18 protein-coding genes, 1 tRNA gene and 1 pseudogene are annotated in these 20,254 nt (G+C 64.0%); 8 read left to right on the top strand and 12 right to left on the bottom strand.

Going from position 1 to position 20,254, the window contains the following annotated elements; genetic code table 11:
- Positions 1-69: 69 nt before the first annotated feature.
- Positions 70-897, top strand: coding sequence for a caspase family protein (locus ACX80A_RS05030; protein ID WP_459258584.1), 828 nt, complete (start codon positions 70-72; stop codon positions 895-897).
- A gap of 11 nt (positions 898-908) precedes the next feature.
- Here the strand turns inward: ACX80A_RS05030 and ACX80A_RS05025 are convergent, their stop codons facing one another.
- Positions 909-2,567: a gluzincin family metallopeptidase gene (locus tag ACX80A_RS05025; protein ID WP_459258583.1), complete on the bottom strand. Its 1,659-nt coding sequence runs from the start codon at positions 2,565-2,567 to the stop codon at positions 909-911.
- Positions 2,568-2,764: 197 nt separating this feature from the next.
- On the opposite strand from ACX80A_RS05025, the gene ACX80A_RS05020 reads away from it, so the two are divergent.
- Positions 2,765-4,843 carry a caspase family protein gene (locus ACX80A_RS05020; RefSeq protein ID WP_459258582.1) on the top strand — a complete coding sequence of 693 codons (2,079 nt, stop codon included), beginning with the start codon at positions 2,765-2,767 and terminating at the stop codon, positions 4,841-4,843.
- Positions 4,844-4,857: 14 nt separating this feature from the next.
- Here ACX80A_RS05020 and ACX80A_RS05015 read toward each other — a convergent pair whose 3' ends face one another.
- From ACX80A_RS05015 to ACX80A_RS05000, 4 genes are all read right to left on the bottom strand, one after another.
- Positions 4,858-6,336 (bottom strand): flotillin family protein, encoded by a 1,479-nt coding sequence (locus tag ACX80A_RS05015; RefSeq protein ID WP_459258581.1) that lies wholly within the window; start codon positions 6,334-6,336, stop codon positions 4,858-4,860.
- 242 nt (positions 6,337-6,578) lie between these two features.
- Entirely contained in the window at positions 6,579-7,043 is a 465-nt protein-coding gene (locus ACX80A_RS05010; RefSeq protein WP_459258580.1) for an SRPBCC family protein, read from the bottom strand.
- Positions 7,044-7,077: 34 nt separating this feature from the next.
- Positions 7,078-9,552 carry an ATP-dependent DNA ligase gene (locus tag ACX80A_RS05005; RefSeq protein WP_459258579.1) on the bottom strand — a complete coding sequence of 825 codons (2,475 nt, stop codon included), beginning with the start codon at positions 9,550-9,552 and terminating at the stop codon, positions 7,078-7,080.
- Positions 9,553-9,620: 68 nt separating this feature from the next.
- Positions 9,621-10,112: an SRPBCC domain-containing protein gene (locus ACX80A_RS05000; RefSeq protein ID WP_459258578.1), complete on the bottom strand. Its 492-nt coding sequence runs from the start codon at positions 10,110-10,112 to the stop codon at positions 9,621-9,623.
- A 45-nt stretch (positions 10,113-10,157) separates the two neighbouring features.
- Between ACX80A_RS05000 and ku the strand changes: the two genes are divergently transcribed.
- Complete coding sequence (ku, locus tag ACX80A_RS04995; protein WP_459258577.1) at positions 10,158-11,030, top strand: non-homologous end joining protein Ku; 873 nt, start codon at positions 10,158-10,160, stop codon at positions 11,028-11,030.
- A gap of 107 nt (positions 11,031-11,137) precedes the next feature.
- On the opposite strand, the gene ACX80A_RS04990 is transcribed toward ku, so the two are convergent.
- Together ACX80A_RS04990 and ACX80A_RS04985 are read right to left on the bottom strand one after the other, a co-directional pair.
- A complete protein-coding gene (locus tag ACX80A_RS04990) occupies positions 11,138-11,806 on the bottom strand; it encodes a haloacid dehalogenase type II (protein WP_459258576.1) in 669 nt (222 codons plus the stop codon).
- Positions 11,806-12,042 (bottom strand): DUF2630 family protein, encoded by a 237-nt coding sequence (locus ACX80A_RS04985; RefSeq protein ID WP_459258575.1) that lies wholly within the window; start codon positions 12,040-12,042, stop codon positions 11,806-11,808. The genes ACX80A_RS04990 and ACX80A_RS04985 overlap by 1 nt, the downstream gene beginning before the upstream one ends.
- Positions 12,043-12,250: 208 nt before the next feature.
- Here ACX80A_RS04985 and ACX80A_RS04980 point away from each other — a divergent pair.
- Positions 12,251-12,327: transfer RNA gene (locus ACX80A_RS04980), tRNA-Val, on the top strand.
- A 94-nt stretch (positions 12,328-12,421) separates the two neighbouring features.
- Positions 12,422-13,219, top strand: a complete 798-nt coding sequence (locus ACX80A_RS04975) for an SDR family oxidoreductase (RefSeq protein ID WP_459258574.1) — start codon at positions 12,422-12,424, stop codon at positions 13,217-13,219.
- Positions 13,220-13,663: 444 nt separating this feature from the next.
- On the opposite strand, the gene ACX80A_RS04970 is transcribed toward ACX80A_RS04975, so the two are convergent.
- Positions 13,664-13,897 (bottom strand): hypothetical protein, encoded by a 234-nt coding sequence (locus ACX80A_RS04970; RefSeq protein ID WP_459258573.1) that lies wholly within the window; start codon positions 13,895-13,897, stop codon positions 13,664-13,666.
- Positions 13,898-14,187: 290 nt separating this feature from the next.
- Positions 14,188-14,418 (bottom strand): hypothetical protein, encoded by a 231-nt coding sequence (locus ACX80A_RS04965; RefSeq protein ID WP_459258572.1) that lies wholly within the window; start codon positions 14,416-14,418, stop codon positions 14,188-14,190.
- Positions 14,419-14,622: 204 nt separating this feature from the next.
- Between ACX80A_RS04965 and ACX80A_RS04960 the strand changes: the two are divergent.
- Together ACX80A_RS04960 and ACX80A_RS04955 are read left to right on the top strand one after the other, a co-directional pair.
- A pseudogene (locus tag ACX80A_RS04960) lies at positions 14,623-15,084 on the top strand (LuxR C-terminal-related transcriptional regulator); the annotation flags it as partial.
- A 115-nt stretch (positions 15,085-15,199) separates the two neighbouring features.
- Positions 15,200-15,418: a hypothetical protein gene (locus ACX80A_RS04955; RefSeq protein WP_459258571.1), complete on the top strand. Its 219-nt coding sequence runs from the start codon at positions 15,200-15,202 to the stop codon at positions 15,416-15,418.
- A gap of 18 nt (positions 15,419-15,436) precedes the next feature.
- Here the strand turns inward: ACX80A_RS04955 and ACX80A_RS04950 are convergent, their stop codons facing one another.
- From ACX80A_RS04950 to ACX80A_RS04940, 3 genes are read right to left on the bottom strand one after another with little or no spacing between them, the layout of a single operon-like run.
- Positions 15,437-16,141 carry a glycosyltransferase family 2 protein gene (locus ACX80A_RS04950; RefSeq protein WP_459258570.1) on the bottom strand — a complete coding sequence of 235 codons (705 nt, stop codon included), beginning with the start codon at positions 16,139-16,141 and terminating at the stop codon, positions 15,437-15,439.
- A complete protein-coding gene (locus ACX80A_RS04945; protein ID WP_459258569.1) occupies positions 16,138-17,499 on the bottom strand; it encodes a PIG-L family deacetylase in 1,362 nt (453 codons plus the stop codon). The genes ACX80A_RS04950 and ACX80A_RS04945 overlap by 4 nt, the downstream gene beginning before the upstream one ends.
- The gene (locus tag ACX80A_RS04940) at positions 17,493-18,524 is read right to left on the bottom strand and encodes an acyl-CoA dehydrogenase (RefSeq protein ID WP_459258568.1); all 1,032 of its coding nucleotides are present in this window, start codon (positions 18,522-18,524) and stop codon (positions 17,493-17,495) included. The genes ACX80A_RS04945 and ACX80A_RS04940 overlap by 7 nt, the downstream gene beginning before the upstream one ends.
- 154 nt (positions 18,525-18,678) lie before the next feature.
- Between ACX80A_RS04940 and ACX80A_RS04935 the strand changes: the two genes are divergently transcribed.
- Positions 18,679-20,178, top strand: coding sequence for an FAD-dependent oxidoreductase (locus ACX80A_RS04935; protein ID WP_459258567.1), 1,500 nt, complete (start codon positions 18,679-18,681; stop codon positions 20,176-20,178).
- The last annotated feature ends 76 nt before the right edge of the window (positions 20,179-20,254 follow it).

Genomic DNA, 20,254 nt, shown 5'->3' with positions numbered 1-20,254 from the left:
CAGTAACACCGGACCCGCTAGGTTGCGGCATACCTGCGATGGGGCAGGGCCCGTGGGAGGATCTGCGCTATGTCCAAGTACGCACTCTGTGTCGGCATCAACAAGTTTGAGAACCTCCCGACCAACGGCTGGCTGAATGGCTGCGTGAACGATGCCAAGGACTTTGCCGCCCTGCTCACCGGCCAGTACGGTTTCGCGAAGCGGAACGTCACGATGCTGCTGGATTCCAAGGCGACGAAGGCCGCCGTCGTTGGGAAGCTGCAGGCGATGATCAAGCGGGCCAAGCCGGGGGATTACCTGGTGTTCACCTTCTCCAGCCACGGCACCCAGGTTCTCGATGCGTCGGGAGATGAGCCGGATGGCGCCGATGAAGCTTTTGTCACCTTCGACATGCGGCAGAAAGGCGACCAGTGGGACGCCGCAACGTTGATTCTCGACGACGAGTTGCATGACCTACTAGGTACCCTGTCCGACGGCGTCCTGCTCGACGTCGTTCTCGACACCTGCCACAGTGGCTCCGGCCTCAGAGCACTTGACCTGCTGCCCACCAGGAGACCGCGGTTCGTGCCGCCGCCCACGCCGCTCGGTCTGGAGCTGACCGAGTCGGCGGATCCGCGGGCCTTCCGTGATCTGGTCCGGTCCGACAGGAAAGCCAAACCTGTGCTCTTCGCGGCCTGCCGGTCGGATCAGACAGCCGCCGACGCCGACTTCTCCGGCCGATATAACGGCGCCTTCAGCTATTTCCTGCTCAAGGCACTTAAGGACGACCCGATGAAAAGCCGCCGGGAAGTACTGAAGCAGGTCAGCGCGGACCTGCGCGGTGGGAGGTTTACCCAGCGCGCCCAACTGGAGGCGCCGACCGCAGCCAAAGGCCTGGCATGGGGCACTGCGCCGTAGGTGCGGCCCGGCTACCGTCCCCGGCCCTGCCGATGGAACGTGAGCTTCTCGGGCGCGCCGCCAGCCCGGGATCCGGCGGCGGTAATTTCAGCGAGCATCGCCGCATCGCGAGCCTTGGCCCGCCGGATGTCCTGCTGCCGCCCGGCATCGTAGACCGGCTTCAACGCCGCGTAACAGAGGTGGCCCCCCTCGTCGAAGCGGAGCAACCCGCCGCCCCTGACCGTCACCGGTCCGGGCCCCGTCAGACCGAGGCGGCGCATTTCCGTACGCCCAATAGTGAACTCCTGCACAAACGAGGCACCAATCTCCGACACCACGAAGCCGTCGGGGCTGACCCTGATACTCGGGCGCACCCGGTCCACAGTGATCGAATGCCGTTCATCCATCGCGGTTTCCCGCAGCAGGTCGCCGTTCTCCCAGATGAACCTGACGATCTCCTCGGGGTCCGTCCCCAACGCCGAAAGCCGCACCGGGTACCTGAGGCTACTCATGGCAGCAGTTCCGGAGAGCAAGTCATCAGGGTCCACGGTCACCCCCACCTCCGCAAAAGCATCCCGCACCACCTGCCGATAGTGGTACCTGTCCTGGGGTACCAGCACCAGGTCGGCGGACAGGATCCCGCGCAGGAGATCGGTCCAGGTCACGTCTACCGGCGCCATGTAGCCGAGTCCGCGAATCAGCATGGCCAGCACCTGCTCGCCCACCTTCGCCCCCGATTTCGCCACCTGGAAAAGACTCGACCTGCCACCGGGCTGGTCCAGCCGAATCTTCCAGAGGCGCGCCACAACGTTGAGGATCACCTGAACAATCGGCTCACCACGGCGATGAGGATCCGGCAGGGTGCGCCAGTCCGCGGGTACCGGAGCCCGCATGGACTGGCGTGCAGGTCCATGGGAGAAGAGTCCGTCCCCGAAACTGAACAGACCACTCAGCAGGATCTGCTCATCCAACCCGGCCAGGTCCGTCGCGCCGGATCCCAACGGGTCCAGCAACTGTTCCACCCGATCCGCCGACGAGAACACCGACAGCATGGCCACCAGGTCGGAGATTGCCTCATGAAGGGCAAACTGGTCGAGAGACGCGAACTGGTCCGACCAGCGTGTCCGGTAGCCGGCGAGGATGGCGTGCGTCACCTCATGCGCCACCAGGTCCCGATAGAGTGCCAACGGCACCGACAGCCGCTCCCGGCCATCCCTGCGATGCCCAAACCGAATTACTCCCTCCTCCCGGTCGTAGCCGGAGTCGGCGTAGGGCACGGTGTCATAGGCGTGAATTTTCAGCCGTCGCCCACGGGCCCAGCCCATCCGGCGTCCCAGAGTCGATTCGAACGCGGCGAGGGTCGACGCCGCCACCGCGTAGGTATGTTGCGCGAGGAACCGCCGGTCAGCCAGCAGCTCCCCCAGGTCACTGGGTGGGCTCTCGTCCATCAGCATCCACGGGTCTGCGTCCTCGCCGAGAAACAGGTCCAGGGGTTTGCCTTCGGGACCGCGAACGACGACGTCGAACCGTGCCCCGCGTGGCCCCCCGCCAATGCGCTCAACCGGCACCCGGAGCGTCGTCGTCATCGGACCAGCCGGGCCCAGGGTGAAGGGACCCTCGGCGAGGATGGTCAGCGGGCGTAGCTCCCCGGTGTGGCTCCCCGGACCGAGCATCACGCCCACAACTGGCACCCCTCCCTGCGGCCTGCCCGCGACACCTGGTGACCCGCTGGGTAGCTACCTGAAATATCCACCTCAGCGACGCTGGCCGTCAAGCACGAAACGCCCAGTAACACCCCAGTAACAAGAGGCAGTGGATACTGCGTCCTGTGCGGTCGCCGTGGCCCTGGCACTGCCATCCAGGGAATGCCGCTCACCAAGGAGTAGCCATGAGTACCCCCACCGCCGCGACCACCAGCCCACGCGGCTCAGGGCTGAATGCCGAGCAGATCGCAGCCCTCAAACCCCATATTGTGAACCTCACCCGTGGCAAGTTCTCCGCCGGCGGGGAGACCAGTACCACTGCTGCTGACGTGGATGCCATTTTTGAGCAGCATCTTCCGGCCTTCGCGCCCGTCGACGAAGGGGTGCCGATCATGCTGTACGCCCACGGGGGGCTGGTGAGCGAGGGCGCCGGGTTGAAGCTCGCCCACCTGCAGAGCGAATGGTGGAAATCGAACGGTGTCTATCCGATCTTCTTTGTCTGGGAGACCGGTTTCCTTGACGCGGTGTTCGGTTCACTGCCCGGCGCCCGGGGGGTACTCGGTGATGTGAAGGACCGGGCGATCGAGTTACTGGCCCGGGCTGCCAACGGGGAGAAGATCTGGGGTGAGATGAAGCAGTTCGCCGAGGATGCGTCGGCGCCGGGTGGCGGCGCCCGGTATGTTGCCAAAGCCCTGGCAAAATACGTGTCCGCCCATCCCAAGACCACTGTGCACGCCGTCGGGCATAGCGCCGGGTCCATTTTCCACTCCCACTTTGTGCCAACCGCGCTGAAGGCCGGCGTTCCGGAGTTCTCCACGGTGAGCCTGCTGGCCCCGGCTGTCCGCACCGACACCTTCAAGGCGAAGCTGGTGCCCGAGACTGGGAAGGGCATCAAGTCGCTCGCCATGTTCACCATGACCCAGGACACCGAGCTGACTGACACCTGCCCTGGTGGGTACGGCAAGTCGCTGCTCTATCTGGTCCGCGCATCGTTCGAGAACGAAGAATTCACGCCGATCCTGGGCCTGCAGGAGTGCGTCAACGCGGACCCCGAGTTGCGGAAGTTCTTCAGCACGGCTGGCGCCAGGGCGAATGCCGAGGTGATTTGGTCGGTGGCTGAGACTGGACCCGAGACCCGACGGAGCACCGCTACCTCGCACGGAGGCTTTGACGACAACGCGTCGACCATGGAGAGCGTTGCCCGTCGGATCACTGGCAAAAAGCCGAAGTCGTTTGGTACCCGCTTGGTGAGCGAACCGTGGGCGGTGTCGCCCACCACCCGTGAGGAGCCCGCGGTGAGTACCCGCCGTGCGCTGTGCATCGGGATCAACGCGTACCCTCCCGGCAGCGAACTCCATGGCTGCGTGGCCGACGCGCAAGCCTGGAGCAAGCAGTTGGAGTCGCTCGGGTTCGAGGTCACGACACTCCTCGATACCGACGCCACCAGGGTCAACATTCTCCAGGGAATTTTCGATCTGGTCACCCACAGCACCACCGGAGACGTTCTGGTAGTGCAGTACGCAGGTCACGGAACGTACATTGACGATCTCGACGGCGACGAAAAGGAGGCCGGAAACGAGGAGAAACTGCACGACGAGGCCCTCTGCCCGGTGGACTTCCAGAACGGAAACCTGATTATCGACGACGATCTCGGGGAAATCTTCGACCTGCTTCCCGACGGCGTAAGCCTGACTGGCTTCTTCGACTCCTGTCATTCGGGGGACGGCACCCGGCTGCTGCCCTCGTTCGGCGTCGCCGTCGTGGATGGAGCGCAGCAGGCAGCCGATCACGGTCGGCGGGCACGGTTTATCGTGCCAGACGAGACCACCACCAGGAATTTCAGGCTGCGGCGCGGCTCCACCGGTAACACGCAACAGCGGGCGAACGCCCGCGAATTACTCTTCAGTGCCTGCCAGCCCGACGAAGTCGCCTACGAGACGGGTGGACACGGCGACTTCACCGCCGCTGCCAGCCTGCTACTGGCCCCGAGCGCTGAGAAGATAACCAACGCAGATTTCCTGGCAAAAGTTCTTGAGTCGTTCGCGCACCAGCCGCGGCAGAACCCCTACTTCTACGGCGCGACAGCGGGTTCCGCCAGGACCTTCCTGGCGCCGCTCAGCGCGACGGTGGACGCCGGACAGGGCATCCACCCGGTGCCCTCTCCGACGGTTCAGCCGATCGTTGTCGCCCCGGAAGACGCCGTCACACGGGCACGTGCGGCGGCGTCCTTCCTGCGGGCGACTGCCGATTTCATCGAGGGGTGAAATCGACGGGTGAACTAGACCACCGTCCGGTGGGTGTTCTCAGTAGGCGACGCGGGTTGCGGGGTTGCGCCGTCCTTGGCACCCCAGTTCTTCAGCATCTCGACGGCATCCAGCCCGGTGGTGTCTTTGAGGAGCTGGAAGGTCTGCTGCAACCCGCCTGACACATTCTTGCTCAGTTGGGTAGCCCCGTCGTTGGAGATGACCGTCATGTTATCGATTCCCGACATTGGGGCGGCAATCTCCCGGGCGATCTGCGGGAGGATCTCCATTACCTTGTTGAGAATCGCCGCTTCGTTGAACTGCTCGTATGCCTTGGCCTGGGCTTCGATTCCCTCAGCCTGAGCGATTCCCTTCTGGCGGACAACGTCTGCCTCGGCCTGGCCGCGGAGCGCGATGATCTCCGCTTCCGCTGCACCGTTGGCACGGGTCACTGACGCCGCTGCGTTACCGCGTGCGGTGTTGGCTGCAGCTTCCGCCTCGGCGGTGACCTTGTCACCCTCGGCGCTGAGCCGGCGCTTGGTCAGCGCTACTTCAGCTTCAACCTGGTCGGCCTCGGACTGGCGCTTGCGCTGCTCGAGCTTACCGGCGGCTTCCTGTTCCACCCGGTACTTCTCGGCGTCGGCAGGCTTGCGGATCTCAATGTCGAGTTCGCGTTCGCGCAGCTCTGACTGCCGCGAAGCAACCTGCTGTTCCTTGACCAGGATTGACTGCCGCTGCTCGGCGGCGGCCAGTGGACCGGCTGCATCGGCCTGGGCCTGCCGTGCGTCGGCGACCTCTTTGAGCTCGGCGCGGCGGATGGCGAGCCGCTGTTCGGCGAGCGCCACCTGCTCGTCTGCGACCGCGGCGGCCTCGGCGGCTTCCTGCGCTGCATTGGCTTCGGCTATCTTCGCCTGCTTCTCCGCGAGCGCCGCCTCAGGCCGGCCCAGGTTCTTCAGGTAGCTGGAGTCGTCGTCGACCGACTGGATCTGGAAGGTGTCAATCTCCAGACCCTGGTTGTGCATTGAGTGCTCGGCTTCTTCCTTGACACTCTTAGCGAAGGAAGCACGGTCCTTGATGATGGAGTCCACCGACAGGGTGCCCACAATGGAGCGCAGCGAACCGGACAGGGTCTCCTGCGTGTAGTGGTCGATCTGGTCCTGCTGGTTCAGGAATCGCTGAGCGGCGCGGCGGACGGCTTCCTCGTCGCCGCCGACCTTGATTTGGGCGACTCCGGTCAGGCGCAACTTGATGCCGTTCTGCGAAATGCCCTCGATCTGGAGGGTCACCTGGCGTGAGGCGAGCGAAATGGAGAACGCCTTCTGGCTGAACGGGTTGATGAATGTGCGACCGAACACCACGCGTTGGCTTTCCTGGCTGCCTTTGCCGGTGATGATCAGTGCTTCGGACGGGCTCGCAATTCGCAGTGCAAGACGCGCGATGACGGCGGCAATAACTGCCAGTACCACCAACACGGCGAGCACAATGCCGATACCAATAAACTGACTGAGGTCCACTACAGCCCCTTCTGTGGGATTCAATAAGGATGAGTGGCCGGAAGTTCCAGTGCCCGGCCGAACCGGCTGGATAAATACTGGAGTGTCCGTGCGGTCCCCCACCGTCCGTCATGTGTCGGACGCCACTCTATGGACGGTACACGACCCATTCCGGGGAAGCTGAGCGTTCCAAAGCTCGACGACGACGTGGACGGTCACCATCGTCGAGCTGGCGGCCGTCCGACGTCGAACGTTAGGTCTGGTTATACCTCCGACACCGCGGCGGCCAGGTTGTTCAGCGAAGCCTCCAGATCGTGGGCGGAAACCGCCGGGAAGGACACCTTCTTGAGCACCTTGTTGTCGGTAACACCGCTCCAGTCGTAGGTGAGCGTGACTTCGGTGGAGTCAGGACCCTGCGGTGTCAGCTCCCACACCCACTGCCAACCGGCAGGCTCGGTGCCCTCCTCTGCGGTCTTCCAGGCGAGGAGCTTGTTGTGGTCGTAACCCACCACATGGTTATCGGTCTTATAGTCGCCGCCCAGTTTGTCCCAGTGCTGATTCATGGTGAACATCTGTCCCACAGCAGTAATCCTGTCCGACTTCTCGTCAGACTGCACCATGCCTGAGCCGTCAATCTGCGCGTGACGCTCGGGGTTGGATAGGACGTTGAAGATCGCGTCAGCTGAAGCGTCGATGATGCGGGATGTGGTGATTCTCTTGTCACTCATTTTTGTGCTCCTTGATGTTGTTGGTCAGTTATATTCACAGTTCGACGACCACGTCGGACGGCAGTTTGTCGGGCCGCCAACCCCGCCAGACGGGGTGGCGGAGTTTCCCCCCTCCGGTTCGTTCGCTGAACTGCACCTCGCCGACCAGGGCTGGGCGTACCCAGTGTGCGTCTGAGGCATCAGCGGCTGGCACATCCGCTAGTGGTGCAGTCTTTCTGGACATCTTGCGTAGTCGTGAACCAATCTCAGCGAGATCACGTTCGGTCAGGCCTGACCCCACCCGGCCCACATACTTCAGGTCGACGCCGTCGGGCACGGCTACCAGTAGCGAACCCACCTTGTGCGCACGGCTGCCCTTACCCGGGCGCCAGCCGACCACCACCACTTCCTGGGTGAGCTGGTGCTTGATCTTGATCCACCCGCGGGAGCGTCGTCCGGCGGCGTAGGCGCCGGACGTTCGCTTGGCGACTACCCCCTCCAGTCCGAGTTCCCTACTGGCGGCTACTGCTTCCGTAAGGGTGGCGTCCAGGGCTGGGGGCACCTGAATATGGCCATCCGCGGGGCTGTCCACCGCCTGCTCAAGGATTTCCCGGCGCTGGGCATACTGCAGTTGCAGCAGAGAATTTCCGTCAAGGTAAAGCAGATCGAAAATCATGAAATGCACAGGAGCCTTGCGGCGTGCGGCGTCAATCTCGGAGCTCTTGGTGAGATTGAAGCGATTCTGCAGCAACCCGAAGTCGGGACGGCCCGACTTGTTCAAGGCAACGATTTCCCCGTCCAGAACTACATTGTTGCCGTTGACGCAGTCGCACAGGTCCGCCAGTTCGGGGTACAGCGCCGTCATGTCATTGGCGTTTCGGCTGGTGAGACGCACCCCGTCGGGCGTCACTGTGGCGATTGCCCTGACGCCGTCCCACTTCATTTCAAAAGCCCAGTCCTCGTCGGCTGTCACGTCACCAGCCGATCCGGGGGAGGCGAGCATCGGCATCAGCTCCGGTGGGGTCTCGGCGGCACCCGGCGCCGGGGCTTCGATCGAGGTGTCAGTGGCGCCCTGGTCCTTCATCAGGTGCATCAACCAGTTCCTCTCCCCTGAGCCGCCGCCACCTCCGGTATGGATGAGGGCATACCGCCGGACGGGGCTGCCGCTGCGTGCCAGGCCGCCGTCGTCGCGACCCCGGACCGTGCAGATCACTTCTTTGCCGTCACGCCACTTCTCGGCGTCGTAGGTCCCGGAATCCCAGATGTACATTTCCCCGGCGCCGTATTCTCCTTTGGGGATGGTGCCCTCAAAGGTTGAGTATTCCAGCGGGTGGTCTTCGGTCTGGACGGCGAGATGGTTGGTATTTGGGGTGTCCGGCGGACCCTTGGGCACCGCCCAGGAGACGAGGACGCCGTCACGCTCCAGCCGGAAGTCGTAGTGCAGCCGGCGGGCGTGGTGCTCCTGGATGACAAAACGGTTGCCGCCGGTGTCTCTAACGCCGGCCGGGATCGGCTCGGGAGTCTTCGCTCCGTCGCGCATGGAGCGGTAGGTGTGAAGCCGGTCGATGGTCGTGTCGCTGGCGCCGTCGTTGTCGTTCTTGTCGTTCTTGTCGTTCTTGTCAGCCGCCGGGCGGCCGTCGAGTCCCGCGAGCAGGTCACCTAACTCGTGCACCCGGTCCATCATCTGCCGGTAGTCGACCTGCGCCAGCTCAGGGTCGTCCAACTCCTCCCAGGTGCGGGGCGCGGCAACAGTGGGGCGCAGCCTGCCACGCAGGGAGTAGGGCGCCACGGTGGTCTTGTTCCTGTTGTTTTGGCTCCAGTCCACCAGTACCTTTCCCCCGCGCAGGGACTTCTTCATGTCGCTAACCACCTGGTCGGGGTGGTCAGCCTCGAGCGTTCTGGCCAGCTCATGGGCGACCGTCGATACCTTGTCGGAGGACTGGGAGCCATCCAGTGCCGCATACAGGTGGATGCCCTTGGAGCCACTGGTGACGGGGTAGGGTTCCAGGCCCATGTCTTGCAGGATCGCGCGGGCGTGGCGGGCAACCTCGGCGCACTCGGCAAGGCTGACTCCCTCACCCGGGTCGAGATCGAGCACCATTCGGTCCGGATTGCTGATCTTCCCGTCCGGGCCAAACCTCCACTGCGGTACGTGGATTTCCAGGGCGGAAATCTGTCCGAGCCAGGTCAACGTGGCAAGGTCATTGACCATCGGGTACTCGTTGACGTGGTCTTTGTGGGCAATGGAATGGCGTTGCACCCAGGCCGGCGCTGACTGGTCGAGGTTCTTCTGGAAAAACACCTGTCCAGGCTGCTCCGCGGTTCCCACACCGTTGACCCAGCGTTTCCGGGTCAACGCCCGGTCCCTGACGTGCGGGATGAGGTAGTCAGCGATCGCCGCATAGTAGACGAGAACGTCCGCCTTGGTAGTCCCGGACGCTGGATAGATCACCTTGTTGAGGTTCGTCAGCCGGAGACGTTGACCGTCCACAGTGACAGTCTGCTGCTGCTGACCGGTGCTGGAACCCATGGCACCAGTCTTGTCTGGAAGCGCCGTAAACACCACATACGACCGAAAAACATGGCACGGGGGTGTTGCTAGTCGCTGAACTTCTCCTGGTATTGAGCGACGAGGCGCTCCCAGTCAGCAGGGTTCTGGCCCAGTGGACGCTCGTTCAGGAGATCGTCGAGGCCGATCAGCGTAAAGTGCCAGCCCGCCGCTGAATTGCCTGCGGCTTCTGGGTCCTGCAGGGTGTTGGTGAGGGTCAGCAGGGTGCTGGAGTCGCCGTCGTTCGCCAACTCCCAGCGCAGCACCTCCCGATCCCAGGTGTAGGCGAGAAGGTTCGGCTTCTCGGCGTCGAGGACCTTGCCTTTGGTGGGCCGCTCCCCCGGGAACGTGAAGGTCACTTCGGCGCCCTTGCGCGGGAGCAGGTCCAGTTCGCAGGGGAACCAGTACTTGAGTTTGCGGGGGTCCGTCAGGTGCTTCCAAAGCACTGATGCGGGAAAGTTGTACCGCATCTCGAACCGGAGGGCGGGCTTGCCGTCGACTGTGGCCTTGGTGACAGTGGGCTCAGCTTTTTCAGGATTCACCAAGCCATCGTATCCGCGGAACCCAAACACTGGTTCACTTGGTATATGAGAGCCATCTGGAAGGGCGCCGTCGCTTTTGGGCTGGTCAATGTGCCAGTCAAGGTCTACAGCGCCACCGAAGATCACGACATCAGCCTCCACCAGGTCCACGACAAGGACGGCGGTCGCATCCGTTACCAGCGCCGCTGCGAGATCTGCGGGGAGGTGGTCGAATACAAAAACATCGATAAGGCGTACGACGACGGCGAACGCACCGTGGTGCTCACAGAAGAGGACTTCGCAACGCTCCCTATTGAAAAGAGCCGCGAGATCGGCGTCGTCGAATTTGTGCCCAGCGACCAGATCGATCCGATCATGCTTGATCGTTCCTACTTTCTGGAGCCGGATTCGACTTCCACCAAGGCCTATGTCCTGCTGCGGCGCACTCTCGAGGAAACCGACCGTACGGCGATCGTTCAATTCACGCTGCGGCAAAAGAGCCGGCTGGGAGCGCTCCGCGTCCGTGGTGACGTGCTGATGCTCCAGTCGCTGCTCTGGGACGACGAGGTGAGGGAGGCCAAGTTTCCGGCCCTTGATGAACGGGTACGGATCTCGGCCAAGGAGAAGGAAATGTCGGCTGCGCTGGTGGATTCCTTCTCCACCGATTTTGATCCCGAAAACTTCACCGACGAGTATCAGGAACAGCTGCGCACCCTTATCGACGCGAAGCTTGAGAAGGGTGAGGCCCTTGACACCGAGGAGACGTTCGGGGAATCCGGTGAGGACGACGGCGGCGGCAAGGTTCTTGACCTGATGGAGGCACTGCGGCGGAGCGTCGAAAAGAATCGTGAGAAGAAGGGCACTTCGTCCGATCAGAAAAAGTCGGCATCCAAAGGGTCCTCGGAACCAGCATCCAACGCAAAGTCGAAGGGCGCCTGATGTCCACCACACCTTTACCCCTGCCCAGCTTCCTCACCACCTTGCGATGGCGGTAATCACTCGGCGAGACAGTGTGAGGGCCGTTGAGCCTTGGGGCCTGATCTTTGTCAGCGGGTTAGCTGGTCTGCCAGGGCGGCAAGACCATCGGTGGTGTAAGTGGGTGCCGTGGCGTAGGCGGGATACGGGACACCAGAGCGGTTGATCCACGCCGTCTGTAGACCCGCCCGGGCAGCCCCGTCAATATCCCAGGGGTGCACAGCAACCAGCAGCATGTCCTCGGGGGCGGTGCCGCAGCGATCGGCAGCGTAAGCGTATGACGCCGGTGCCGGCTTCCAGAGCGGAGCATCCTCCACGGACAGCAGCAGTTCGAAACGCTCCCGCACCCCGCCCCGCTGCAGGAGCGAGTCCGCGATAGCAGCCGCGCCGTTGGAAAATGTCACCAGGCGATGCCCGGCATCGGCGAGCCGTGCGACGGCGGTGGGAACATCCTGGTGCACCGGCAACGCCTGCAGGCAGCCCAGAAGGTGAGCGACGGCGTCATCAAGGCTGCGGTTGAGCCGCCGGCCCGCGAGAGTCGAACGCAGCGTAGCGTCGGCAATGACCGAGAACCGTTCGTTAACGCCGGCGGCGGCGAGGCCGAAACCGTCGCGTAGCACCCCGGCGAACCAACTGCCCGCCAGCTCCTCCGGCACTCCCACCTCCGCGAAGTGCTGCGCCATAGGAGACAGATCGGAGAGGGTTTCGTTGACGTCGAAGACGATGACCGGCGTAGCCATTACTGCCGGTAGCCTTCCACCTGGTCAATTGGACGCGCGCCAGCGTCGGCCGGGTTACCCCCGGCGTCCTGCCGGGCGCGTCGCTGGCGCAGCAGATCCCAGCATTGGTCGAGGTCCTGCCCCACCCGCCGCAGCCGCTCCCGGCGGGATTCGGCGTCGTCGGCCGCGCCCTCCCGGAGCTGGTGTTCTTCATCGACAAGTTTCTGGATGCGTTCCAGCAGATCCTGGTTGTCCATGATGAAATCTCCTCGACGTCGGTTGCACCTGAGTTGAAAGGCCACCCCGGGATGAAAGCGGCCTCAGTTTGTCAGGCTACGTACCGCCCGGCGAAAATGCCAGACCATGGCGCCCGGCAGTGCATCTGTGAGCCTGCTGATTTTGTGCAGCCCGAGTATGGCCTAAACTGACAACTGTTGCTCTGCGCTGAGGCGCGGCGGAACACCTGCCTGTGTAGCTCAGTCTGGTAGAGCATCCGCTTCACACGCGGAAGGCCCGGGGATCAAGGCCCCGCGCAGGCACCACCACCGGCCCACCGCAACCGCGGCGGGCCGGTTTCGTCTAACTGGAAGAGCAGCAGGCTTGCTTTCACAGCTCGGTCCTCGCAAGGATAGGGCTATGGCATACTCTCCCAGCACCGCAATCGTCACCGGATCCGACTCGGGAATTGGCCGGGCAACAGCCCTTGCCCTCGCAGAGGCTGGCTGCGATGTAGGAATCACCTGGCACTCCGACGAGGACGGCGCCAACGAAACCGCCCGGCTGGTCCGCGAGTTCGGTCGTCAGGCTGTGGTAGCCCAACTCGATACCACTGATGCCCCAGCGTGCGGCGATGTGGTGGACCAGATGATCAGCGATCTCGGCGGATTGGACGTCTTCGTCAACAACGCTGGCGTCAACGGAGGCACCCCCTTCATGGACACCAGCTACGACGAATGGCGGGGCACCGTCGCTGCCAACCTGGACGGCGCGTTCGTCTGTATCCAGCGTGCCGCAGCCACAATGATTTCGGCGGGAAACGGCGGCCGGATCATTGCCGTCACCAGCGTGCACCAGGAGCAGCCCCGCGTGGGATCGGCCGCCTACGATGCGTCGAAACACGGCCTCGGCGGGTTGATCAAGACCATCGCCCTGGAATTGGGAGACCAGGGAATCACCGCCAATGCTGTCCTTCCCGGAGAAATTTCGACGCCGATGAACGACGCCGGCGACGAGGACCCCCACAATGTCGACCGGCCAGGCATTCCCCTGGGTCGTCCCGGAGCTGCCTCGGAAGTCGCAGCAGTGATTGCGTTTCTTGCGTCGCCCGCGTCCAGTTACGTCAACGGTGCTTCCTGGGTGGTTGACGGTGGCATGCTGCAGATGGGCCCGCAGGCTGGGTCGCATTTGACGACCGGAAAGTGGCGCACGGTCTAACCGAGTGAGTCCTATCAGGCGTTTGCTGCGGGGCCGCCCATCGCCTATCACTATGCCCCTGGATGCCCGGCACCGGGCACGGTTCTGCGACCGTAGCCATCGTCACTGATTCGGCCAGTTAGGAACACTGCGCGAAACCTACAGTTCGGCGACAAGCAAAGCGGCAATTTTCTCGTCTGCCGGCTCCCATAGCCTCGCCTTGCGCGACAGCCGCCAATACGACTCGGTGGCTCCTCGGGACCGATCATCTCACCGGTCCAGCGCACCCGGTTGCTGACATCACAGACCACATTCACATGTCCCAGGTCACCTGAAGTCGATTCACGAATCTGCATGAGCAAAGCGCACTCACCAGCAAGTCGAACGGCTCCATCGTTCCTGCACGCTAGCCGATCCCTCGTCGCGCATGACCTAGGTAGTAGCCAGGGTGAGCCGATCAGATTTCTAGCTGCCTTCACCCTTCGATTTATGGCCAGCTCCATTGCCCGACTTATGTTCCACGTGAGTCTCCGTCTCGTCAGCGCGTTTCTTTCTGGCACTGCTATCGAGCAAAAAACCAAGGCTCGCTACGAAGCCAGCCGCTAGTGCGATCAGCAACCCCTCGAAGCCTCGATCGAGGATTAACACACCGCCGAATATGACGGCGAGCACTACAGCGATCGGCAGCAAACGTTTCATACTTGAAGTTATACGGGAAGCCCACTGTCCGAATTCCCTAGGCCGCTCAATCGGCGGACCACCTGGTGTCGTCACCGGATTATGGATGGTGGTTCATCACACCTAACCAGGACGGAATCTGAGGCCGTCTTCACCCCCCAGTGAAGACGATCCGCACAGACCCCAATGCTGACACTTGCCGGGCCATCACTCGCCCCGTACGTGCTGGCCCGACTTCTCCCACAGTAAACACAACACCTCCTCAGCAACAGGGTCCTAAGTCCCAGCGCCGAGCGTCCCAACTAGCAGAATTAGAATACGATTGCTCCTGCCACTTCGGTCAGATTCCGGATTGGTTGGGCGGACGCCCGTTGCGCATCTCGACGATCAGCGCCCCGGGCTCTGTCGACGAGGTATAGCGCCTCCCATGACTGGTAGCGGGCCTGTACAGGGTCGCTTCGGTACGCCGTTAGTGCGGCAGCGTCGTTGGTCATTCGACGCAGCACCAGATGCTCGATGACGGCCAGGATCTCCTCGGTCATCGTGCTCAGCTCCTTGGGGTACCGAGATGCACGGCGTCAGGCGTCGCGTCGGTGCAGCGTGATTGCGGCCGCTGCAAGAGGGACGACGGCGTAGCTGGCCAGCACAGTCAGGCTTGCCTGTGTGGAGAGGTAGACACCTTGCGTCTCGGCTGCTCCGGTGGTGAGCAACGCTGAGGTCGCCGGCAGCGGTAGGTAGCTGACTATGGTCTCGAAGCCACCCGCCAGCTCGCCGGACCGGAGGTCACCGACCCCCTGCCGATCATTGTGATCACCACTTTTGACCTCGACGAGTACGTCCATGGGGCGTTGAAGGCCGGTGCCCGGGGCTTCCTGCTCAAGGACGCTGGACCTGCGCTGCTGACCCAGGCGATCCACGCTGCAGCCGATGGCGATGCTCTGATCGCTCCTAGCGTCACCGTCCGCCTACTTGCAGCGTTTGCCAGATCGCAGAAGGGACCATCCGTGCAGCCGATAGAACCGCTCACCTCCCATGAGGAGCAAGTGCTCCTCACCGTGGCGCAGGGCCGAACCAACAGTGAGATCGCCGCCGATCTCCACATCAGTCCCAGCACCGTCAAGACCCATCTGGCCAGCCTGATGCGCAAGCTCGGCGCGCGTAATCGGGTCGAGCTGGCCATGTGGGCTCATGAGACCGGCCGCATCTGAGCCCGGCAGCTTGCGTCCGGGGCCGCCCCGGACGCTCAGGTGGCATTCACCTGCTGTTCAGACGGGGAAAGTACGTTGGTGGCATCAGCCTCCCGAACTGAAAGGACTTCCGGTCATGGACACATCATCGCCAACCCGCGACCCCATCATCGACTGGTCTACCCTCCACCGGGGGCAGCAGATCGCGTTCAACCATCACAGCGATGGCCCGGTGGCCGGCGTCGTCGAGATGAGTACCGACGACGCCTCGGTGCTGTGGATCCAGCTCGATGACGGCGCGGGTCGACGCCTAATTCACTGCGACGACGGCTACCGGCTCAAGCGGGCAGACTAGCCCCCTGCCCACTGCTGGCTATAGCGGTAGCTCCCGAAGATAGCGGGCAAACCCGCCCGGCGTCCGGCCCAACATCCTGGCCGAGGTGGTTACCCTGATGGTGTTCACAGCCGACCAAGTGACACCGAGGGCTTTCAGGCGGGCGACCAGGTCGACGTCTTCGTGGACGTCCAACCCCGCGAATTCGCCGGCCAGGAGATAGCTGTCTGCCCGGAATCCGAGGTTCGCCCCGTGGATGTAGTCATGTCCGTGGTTGAGCGGATGTGCCGCGTGCCAGGCCCGTTCGCGCTCAGTGCCCAACCCCGACGGATCGGGCACCACTGTCCCCAACACCAACTGCACCCCCCGGGCAGCCAACCGGCATTGCTCGACGAGCCAATGTGGCGGCACCACAGTGTCGGCATCGGTGTTAGCCACCCAGATCTCCCCGGCAGGGTGTCCCACCCGGCCGAGGGCGTCAGCGATGCCCGCCCTGCGGGCCGGTCCGACCGAGGCGACGTCGACCATTAGCGGCTGGGCAAACGGGTACTCACTCACCACCCGCGCGGATGAGTCGGTGCAGCCATCCAGCACCACGGTGACCGTCACCTCAACGGTGGGATAGGCGGCCGCCAGCGCCAGGCCAGCCACCTCAAGAGCGGCGAGACACTGCGGCAGGCTCTCCTCCTCGTTCCGGGCGGGGACGACGACGACGACAGCCCCCGGCAGCTGATGAGCTGTCACAGCACCCCCGTTGCCCGGGCCACCGACACCGCTGGTGGATGCACGAACAGGTCGATGCGGAAGTCCTCCTCGCATTGTTCGGCGAACAATGCCAGCGAAGACGATCCGCGGAACAACTCATGCACGGTATCCCCGTCCAGCTCCCAGCCGTCCACCGGGTGACGCCAATGGCAGAGCAGCACCACTCCGTCGGGAGTCAGGGACGCCACCGCCCGGGCGACGACGTCGAGCAGCTGAGTCCTGGTGAGGAAGTACCCGACCTCGGAAATCACTATGAGATCAAATGCGCCCGCAGGCCAGTCCCGCGGCACTGAGGCAACGCGGGCGGTGGCGGCCGGGAAGTCGGCGAGCCGTCGCTGGGTCGCAGCGACCGCCGTCGGGCTGATGTCCAGCGCCAGCAGCGAATCGGACCGTGCCTCGAGCTCGGCGGAGAGCACGCCGATCGAGCACCCTAGTTCGAGTGTTGCAGCGAACCGCTCCCGGGGCAACAGCGCCAACGCCACCGCCCGTTTGCGGCGTTCGTAGAAGCGATCCTGGAGCCCCCACGGATCGTCGGCTCCGGCGTGCAGCCGTTCGAAGACCCCCGCTGAGGGCGTCGGGATAAAGGTTTCAAAACCGCGGGCAAAGTGTTCAAGGAACGTCGGGGCGAGCAGGGCCTCGTCGCCGGGCGCCTCGGAGAGCGCCGCTGTCTGGCTGGCGTGCAGTAGCAGTGCCGACTGCTTCAACGCCTGTTCATCACCGGCTAGATCAAGCACCTCAAGGTGTTCCCAGGGCACCTCGGGGGAATCGGGGGTCGCCCAGTGCCAAAGCCACACGGGATATTCCAGTAGCGGCATATTCAGCTCGGCGGCAATGAGGGCTGCTGCCGCACCGGCGGCTTCGTGATCTCCGTGCCCGTCGCCGCGCCACGGGGCCACCAGCAGGGTGCGCTCCCCCGGACGTCCCCCTTCCCCAACGATTCGGCGCAGCTGCATTGCAAGGTCGTTCACGACCAGCGAGCCGTCGGGGAGGTGCAGGAAATGCGTTCGCGCTGACGGTGCGAGGAGTTCGACGGCTTCCCCTAGTTCCCTCCGGCGCACGTCGGCCAGTTGGGCCGGAGTGTGCGTGGGTGAGTCCGGGTGGGACGCCTCACCATTGGTGGCAATAACAATGTCCGTCGCCACTCCGGCGCGGGCCAGGCGTCGGACCAGCCCGGCCGCGCCCAACGTCTCGTCATCGGGATGCGCCGCCACTACCACCAGACGCTCGGGCATTCTGCCGTCGAAAAGGTCCTCAATACTGAGCCGCGCATCGCTCCGCCAGTCCTGGCTCCAGCTCTGTTCAGGCGTCCCCGCCTCATCGTGCGTAAAGCTCACCATGGGGCAACCTCCGTCTGCTGGAGATGACGGCCCAGTGATGCCGCATCGCGTTCGGCGTGATGCTGCCGCAGATAGACCTGCAGGTCAGCAACCCGCCGCGCGTGATCCTCCTCCAGCACCAGCGGAGCCGGCCCAAGCCCGTGACCCACCATTGAAAGAACCGCCTCGGCGGCGACCGCCACGATTCCCCTGACCCGCGCTGCAAGCAGCGCTCCAGCAGCGCCACCCGCCTTGCCAGCGTCGACGGCGGTTGCCGCCTCGACCAGCGCAACCCGAGCTGCGTGCAAGTGCCGGTCAACCTCGCCAAGGTGCATCAACGCCACCTGGTCAGGCGGTCGTTCCCCAACCGAGCGCAGCAGCCGCCGGGCGACGCCTACTGCCCCGCCGTACCAGCACGCAGCGACCCCCAATCCACCCCAGGCAAATCCGTCGCGTTCCAGGTACCAATTGTCGGCACCGACCGGAGAACCGGGCACCCGATCGAAGTCGACGGGTCCACTGTCCACTGCGGTGAGCCCGCGGCTCACCCAGGTGCCGGAAATTGCGGTGACTCCACGCTGCCGCAGGTCGACCGTAAAGGCGCGCCGTTTGCCGTCGGGGACGTGGGCTATCACTATCGCATGGTCCAGCTTGCCTGCCAGGGAACACCAGGGCTTCCGTCCGGTCAACAGCCAGCCATTGCCGGGCTCGCGTTGCGCCTCAAGGCGGGCGCCTGGGCCTTCGGCGGCGAACACACCCCAGGTGCCGGGAGCCACCGGCAGTTGGGCCTGCCGCAGGATGGCCAGGGCATCCAGATGGGGTTCAACGGTGCGGGCCACCGACAGGTCAGCTGCGGCAAGGGTCGCCAGCGTCTCCCAGAGGGCTGCTGTCGATCCCGCTCCGGGAAGTGGGGTGGTCCCGCCGATGTCGGCGGCCAGGGTGAGAGCTCCCGGCATCGAACCCGCAGCGGCCACCGCCCGATCGTAAAGGGCGTCCTGGGAGTCCGACCCAACCTTCAAAAGTACTGCCCGCTTCGGCGTCGTCATATGGTCCTCTTCCTCTGGCGGTTCGATCCTCAGCATACTTATTCAATCTGGGACCCGTTGCCGTCAGGAAACCTAACGACACAGCCGAATCCTTGACGGGAATAGATTTTCGGAGTGGGCTTAGGTCCCACACTCCGACGGCGGAAGGCACCCGATGACATCCCTCTGGCAGGCGACTCGGCCCCACATTCCAACCGACCCCTTTACTCCCGATGCCAGCTTCGACTCGGTGGTGGTGGGCGCCGGAATCACCGGGATCAGCACTGCCTTGCTGCTCGCCCGATCCGGCCAACGAGTCGCCGTCCTCGAGGCGCGGCGAGCCGGGGAAGTCACTACCGGAAACACCACAGGAAAAATCTCGCTCCTGCAAGGGACCCAGCTCTCCACCATTATCCGGCACCACGACGCCGAAACCGCGCGCCACTACGTCACAGGGAACCTTGAGGGCCAGTCCTGGTTGCTGCGTTTCTGCAGTGACCACGGGATTCCATTCGACACCGCTGACGCAGTGACCTACTCGGTCACAGACTCTGGCGCCGTTGCCCTCGCAGCTGAACATGAAGCCTGCCTCCAGGCCGGGTTGGAGCCGACCCTGGAGGCTACCTCCACCCTCCCGTTCGCTGTCACAGGCGCGCTAAGCCTCCCCGGACAGGCCCAGTTCCACCCCCTGCAGGGCCTCGCTGGCCTCGCGGCAGACCTGCGCGCCCACGGCGGCCACCTCATCGAAGGCGTCCGGGTTGAAGGAATCAGTACCGGCAAGCTGAAGGGCGACAAGATCCAGGTCAACACCTCGCGCGGGTCGGTGACTACCGAAAACCTGATCCTTGCGACCGGCACACCCGTCCTCGACCGCGGAGGCCACTTCACTGTCCTCACCCCGCAGCGGTCCTACGCGGTGGCCTTCGCCGTTGAAGACGGGGCGCTGCAGGCGTTAGATCAGATGTACCTCTCCATCGACTTGCCGACACGGTCCCTTCGAACCGCCGTCGTCGGCGGCCGCAGCTACCTAATTACCGGCGGCAACGGGCACCGGGTGGGCCGCGAGAGTCACACGCAGGGCCTCGTTGATGATCTGGTGCGCTGGACCGGGGAACACTTTCCTGCGGCCCGGCCCGTTCATTTCTGGTCTGCGCAGGACTACGAACCCGCGTCCGCCCTACCCTATGTGGGCAAGCTGCCCCTCAGCCGCCACAGGATCTACACGGCGACCGGGTACAACAAGTGGGGGATGACCAACGCGGTGGCAGCTGCTCTGTCGCTGTCAGCTGAGATCCTTGGCGGACAGATGCCGTGGGCCAGTAAGCTCTACGCCACCCGTATCGGTCGGCAGGACGCCCTTAGCACCGTCAAGTCGAACGCTGGTGTCGGGTTGGAGCTGTTGAACGGCTGGTTAGGAGGGCTGGCCCGCACCAGCACGGTGAATCCACCGGAGGGCCAGGGCATAGTGGTCCGCCATGGCGCGCGCCCTGAGGGCATCTGCGTGGTCGACGGCGTGACGCACCGGGTATCGGCGGTCTGCCCCCACCTGGGCGGCGTCCTGGGCTGGAACGACGCCGAACGGTCCTGGGATTGCCCCTTGCACGGGTCACGCTTCAGCGCGGATGGCACTCTTCTGGAAGGACCGGCCACCCGCGACCTCACCGCGGGTTCCTGACCGCTCGTGCCTCTCCGGTCTCGAACCCGTCTTTCTGCTCGTACCCTGACGCTGCGGCAGGGAACTCATCGAACGT

Source organism: Arthrobacter sp. TMN-50, from assembly GCF_054511125.1.
Note: the sequence above shows the minus strand (reverse complement) of the source record. Positions and strands in the feature narration are given on the sequence as shown.

Excerpts from the sequence above, each read along its gene's own strand:
- ACX80A_RS04965 (WP_459258572.1), bottom strand. The coding sequence starts at position 14,418 with ATGACCGAGGAGATCCTGGCCGTCATCGAGCATCTGGTGCTGCGTCGA.
- ACX80A_RS04940 (WP_459258568.1), bottom strand. The coding sequence starts at position 18,524 with ATGACGACGCCGAAGCGGGCAGTACTTTTGAAGGTTGGGTCGGACTCC.
- ACX80A_RS04945 (WP_459258569.1), bottom strand. The coding sequence starts at position 17,499 with ATGGTGAGCTTTACGCACGATGAGGCGGGGACGCCTGAACAGAGCTGG.
- ACX80A_RS04975 (WP_459258574.1), top strand. The coding sequence starts at position 12,422 with ATGGCATACTCTCCCAGCACCGCAATCGTCACCGGATCCGACTCGGGA.
- ACX80A_RS05010 (WP_459258580.1), bottom strand. The coding sequence starts at position 7,043 with ATGAGTGACAAGAGAATCACCACATCCCGCATCATCGACGCTTCAGCT.
- ku (WP_459258577.1), top strand. The coding sequence starts at position 10,158 with ATGAGAGCCATCTGGAAGGGCGCCGTCGCTTTTGGGCTGGTCAATGTG.
- ACX80A_RS04955 (WP_459258571.1), top strand. The coding sequence starts at position 15,200 with ATGGACACATCATCGCCAACCCGCGACCCCATCATCGACTGGTCTACC.
- ACX80A_RS04970 (WP_459258573.1), bottom strand. The coding sequence starts at position 13,897 with ATGAAACGTTTGCTGCCGATCGCTGTAGTGCTCGCCGTCATATTCGGC.
- ACX80A_RS04990 (WP_459258576.1), bottom strand. The coding sequence starts at position 11,806 with ATGGCTACGCCGGTCATCGTCTTCGACGTCAACGAAACCCTCTCCGAT.
- ACX80A_RS04985 (WP_459258575.1), bottom strand. The coding sequence starts at position 12,042 with ATGGACAACCAGGATCTGCTGGAACGCATCCAGAAACTTGTCGATGAA.
- ACX80A_RS05020 (WP_459258582.1), top strand. The coding sequence starts at position 2,765 with ATGAGTACCCCCACCGCCGCGACCACCAGCCCACGCGGCTCAGGGCTG.
- ACX80A_RS05030 (WP_459258584.1), top strand. The coding sequence starts at position 70 with ATGTCCAAGTACGCACTCTGTGTCGGCATCAACAAGTTTGAGAACCTC.
- ACX80A_RS04935 (WP_459258567.1), top strand. The coding sequence starts at position 18,679 with ATGACATCCCTCTGGCAGGCGACTCGGCCCCACATTCCAACCGACCCC.
- ACX80A_RS05005 (WP_459258579.1), bottom strand. The coding sequence starts at position 9,552 with ATGGGTTCCAGCACCGGTCAGCAGCAGCAGACTGTCACTGTGGACGGT.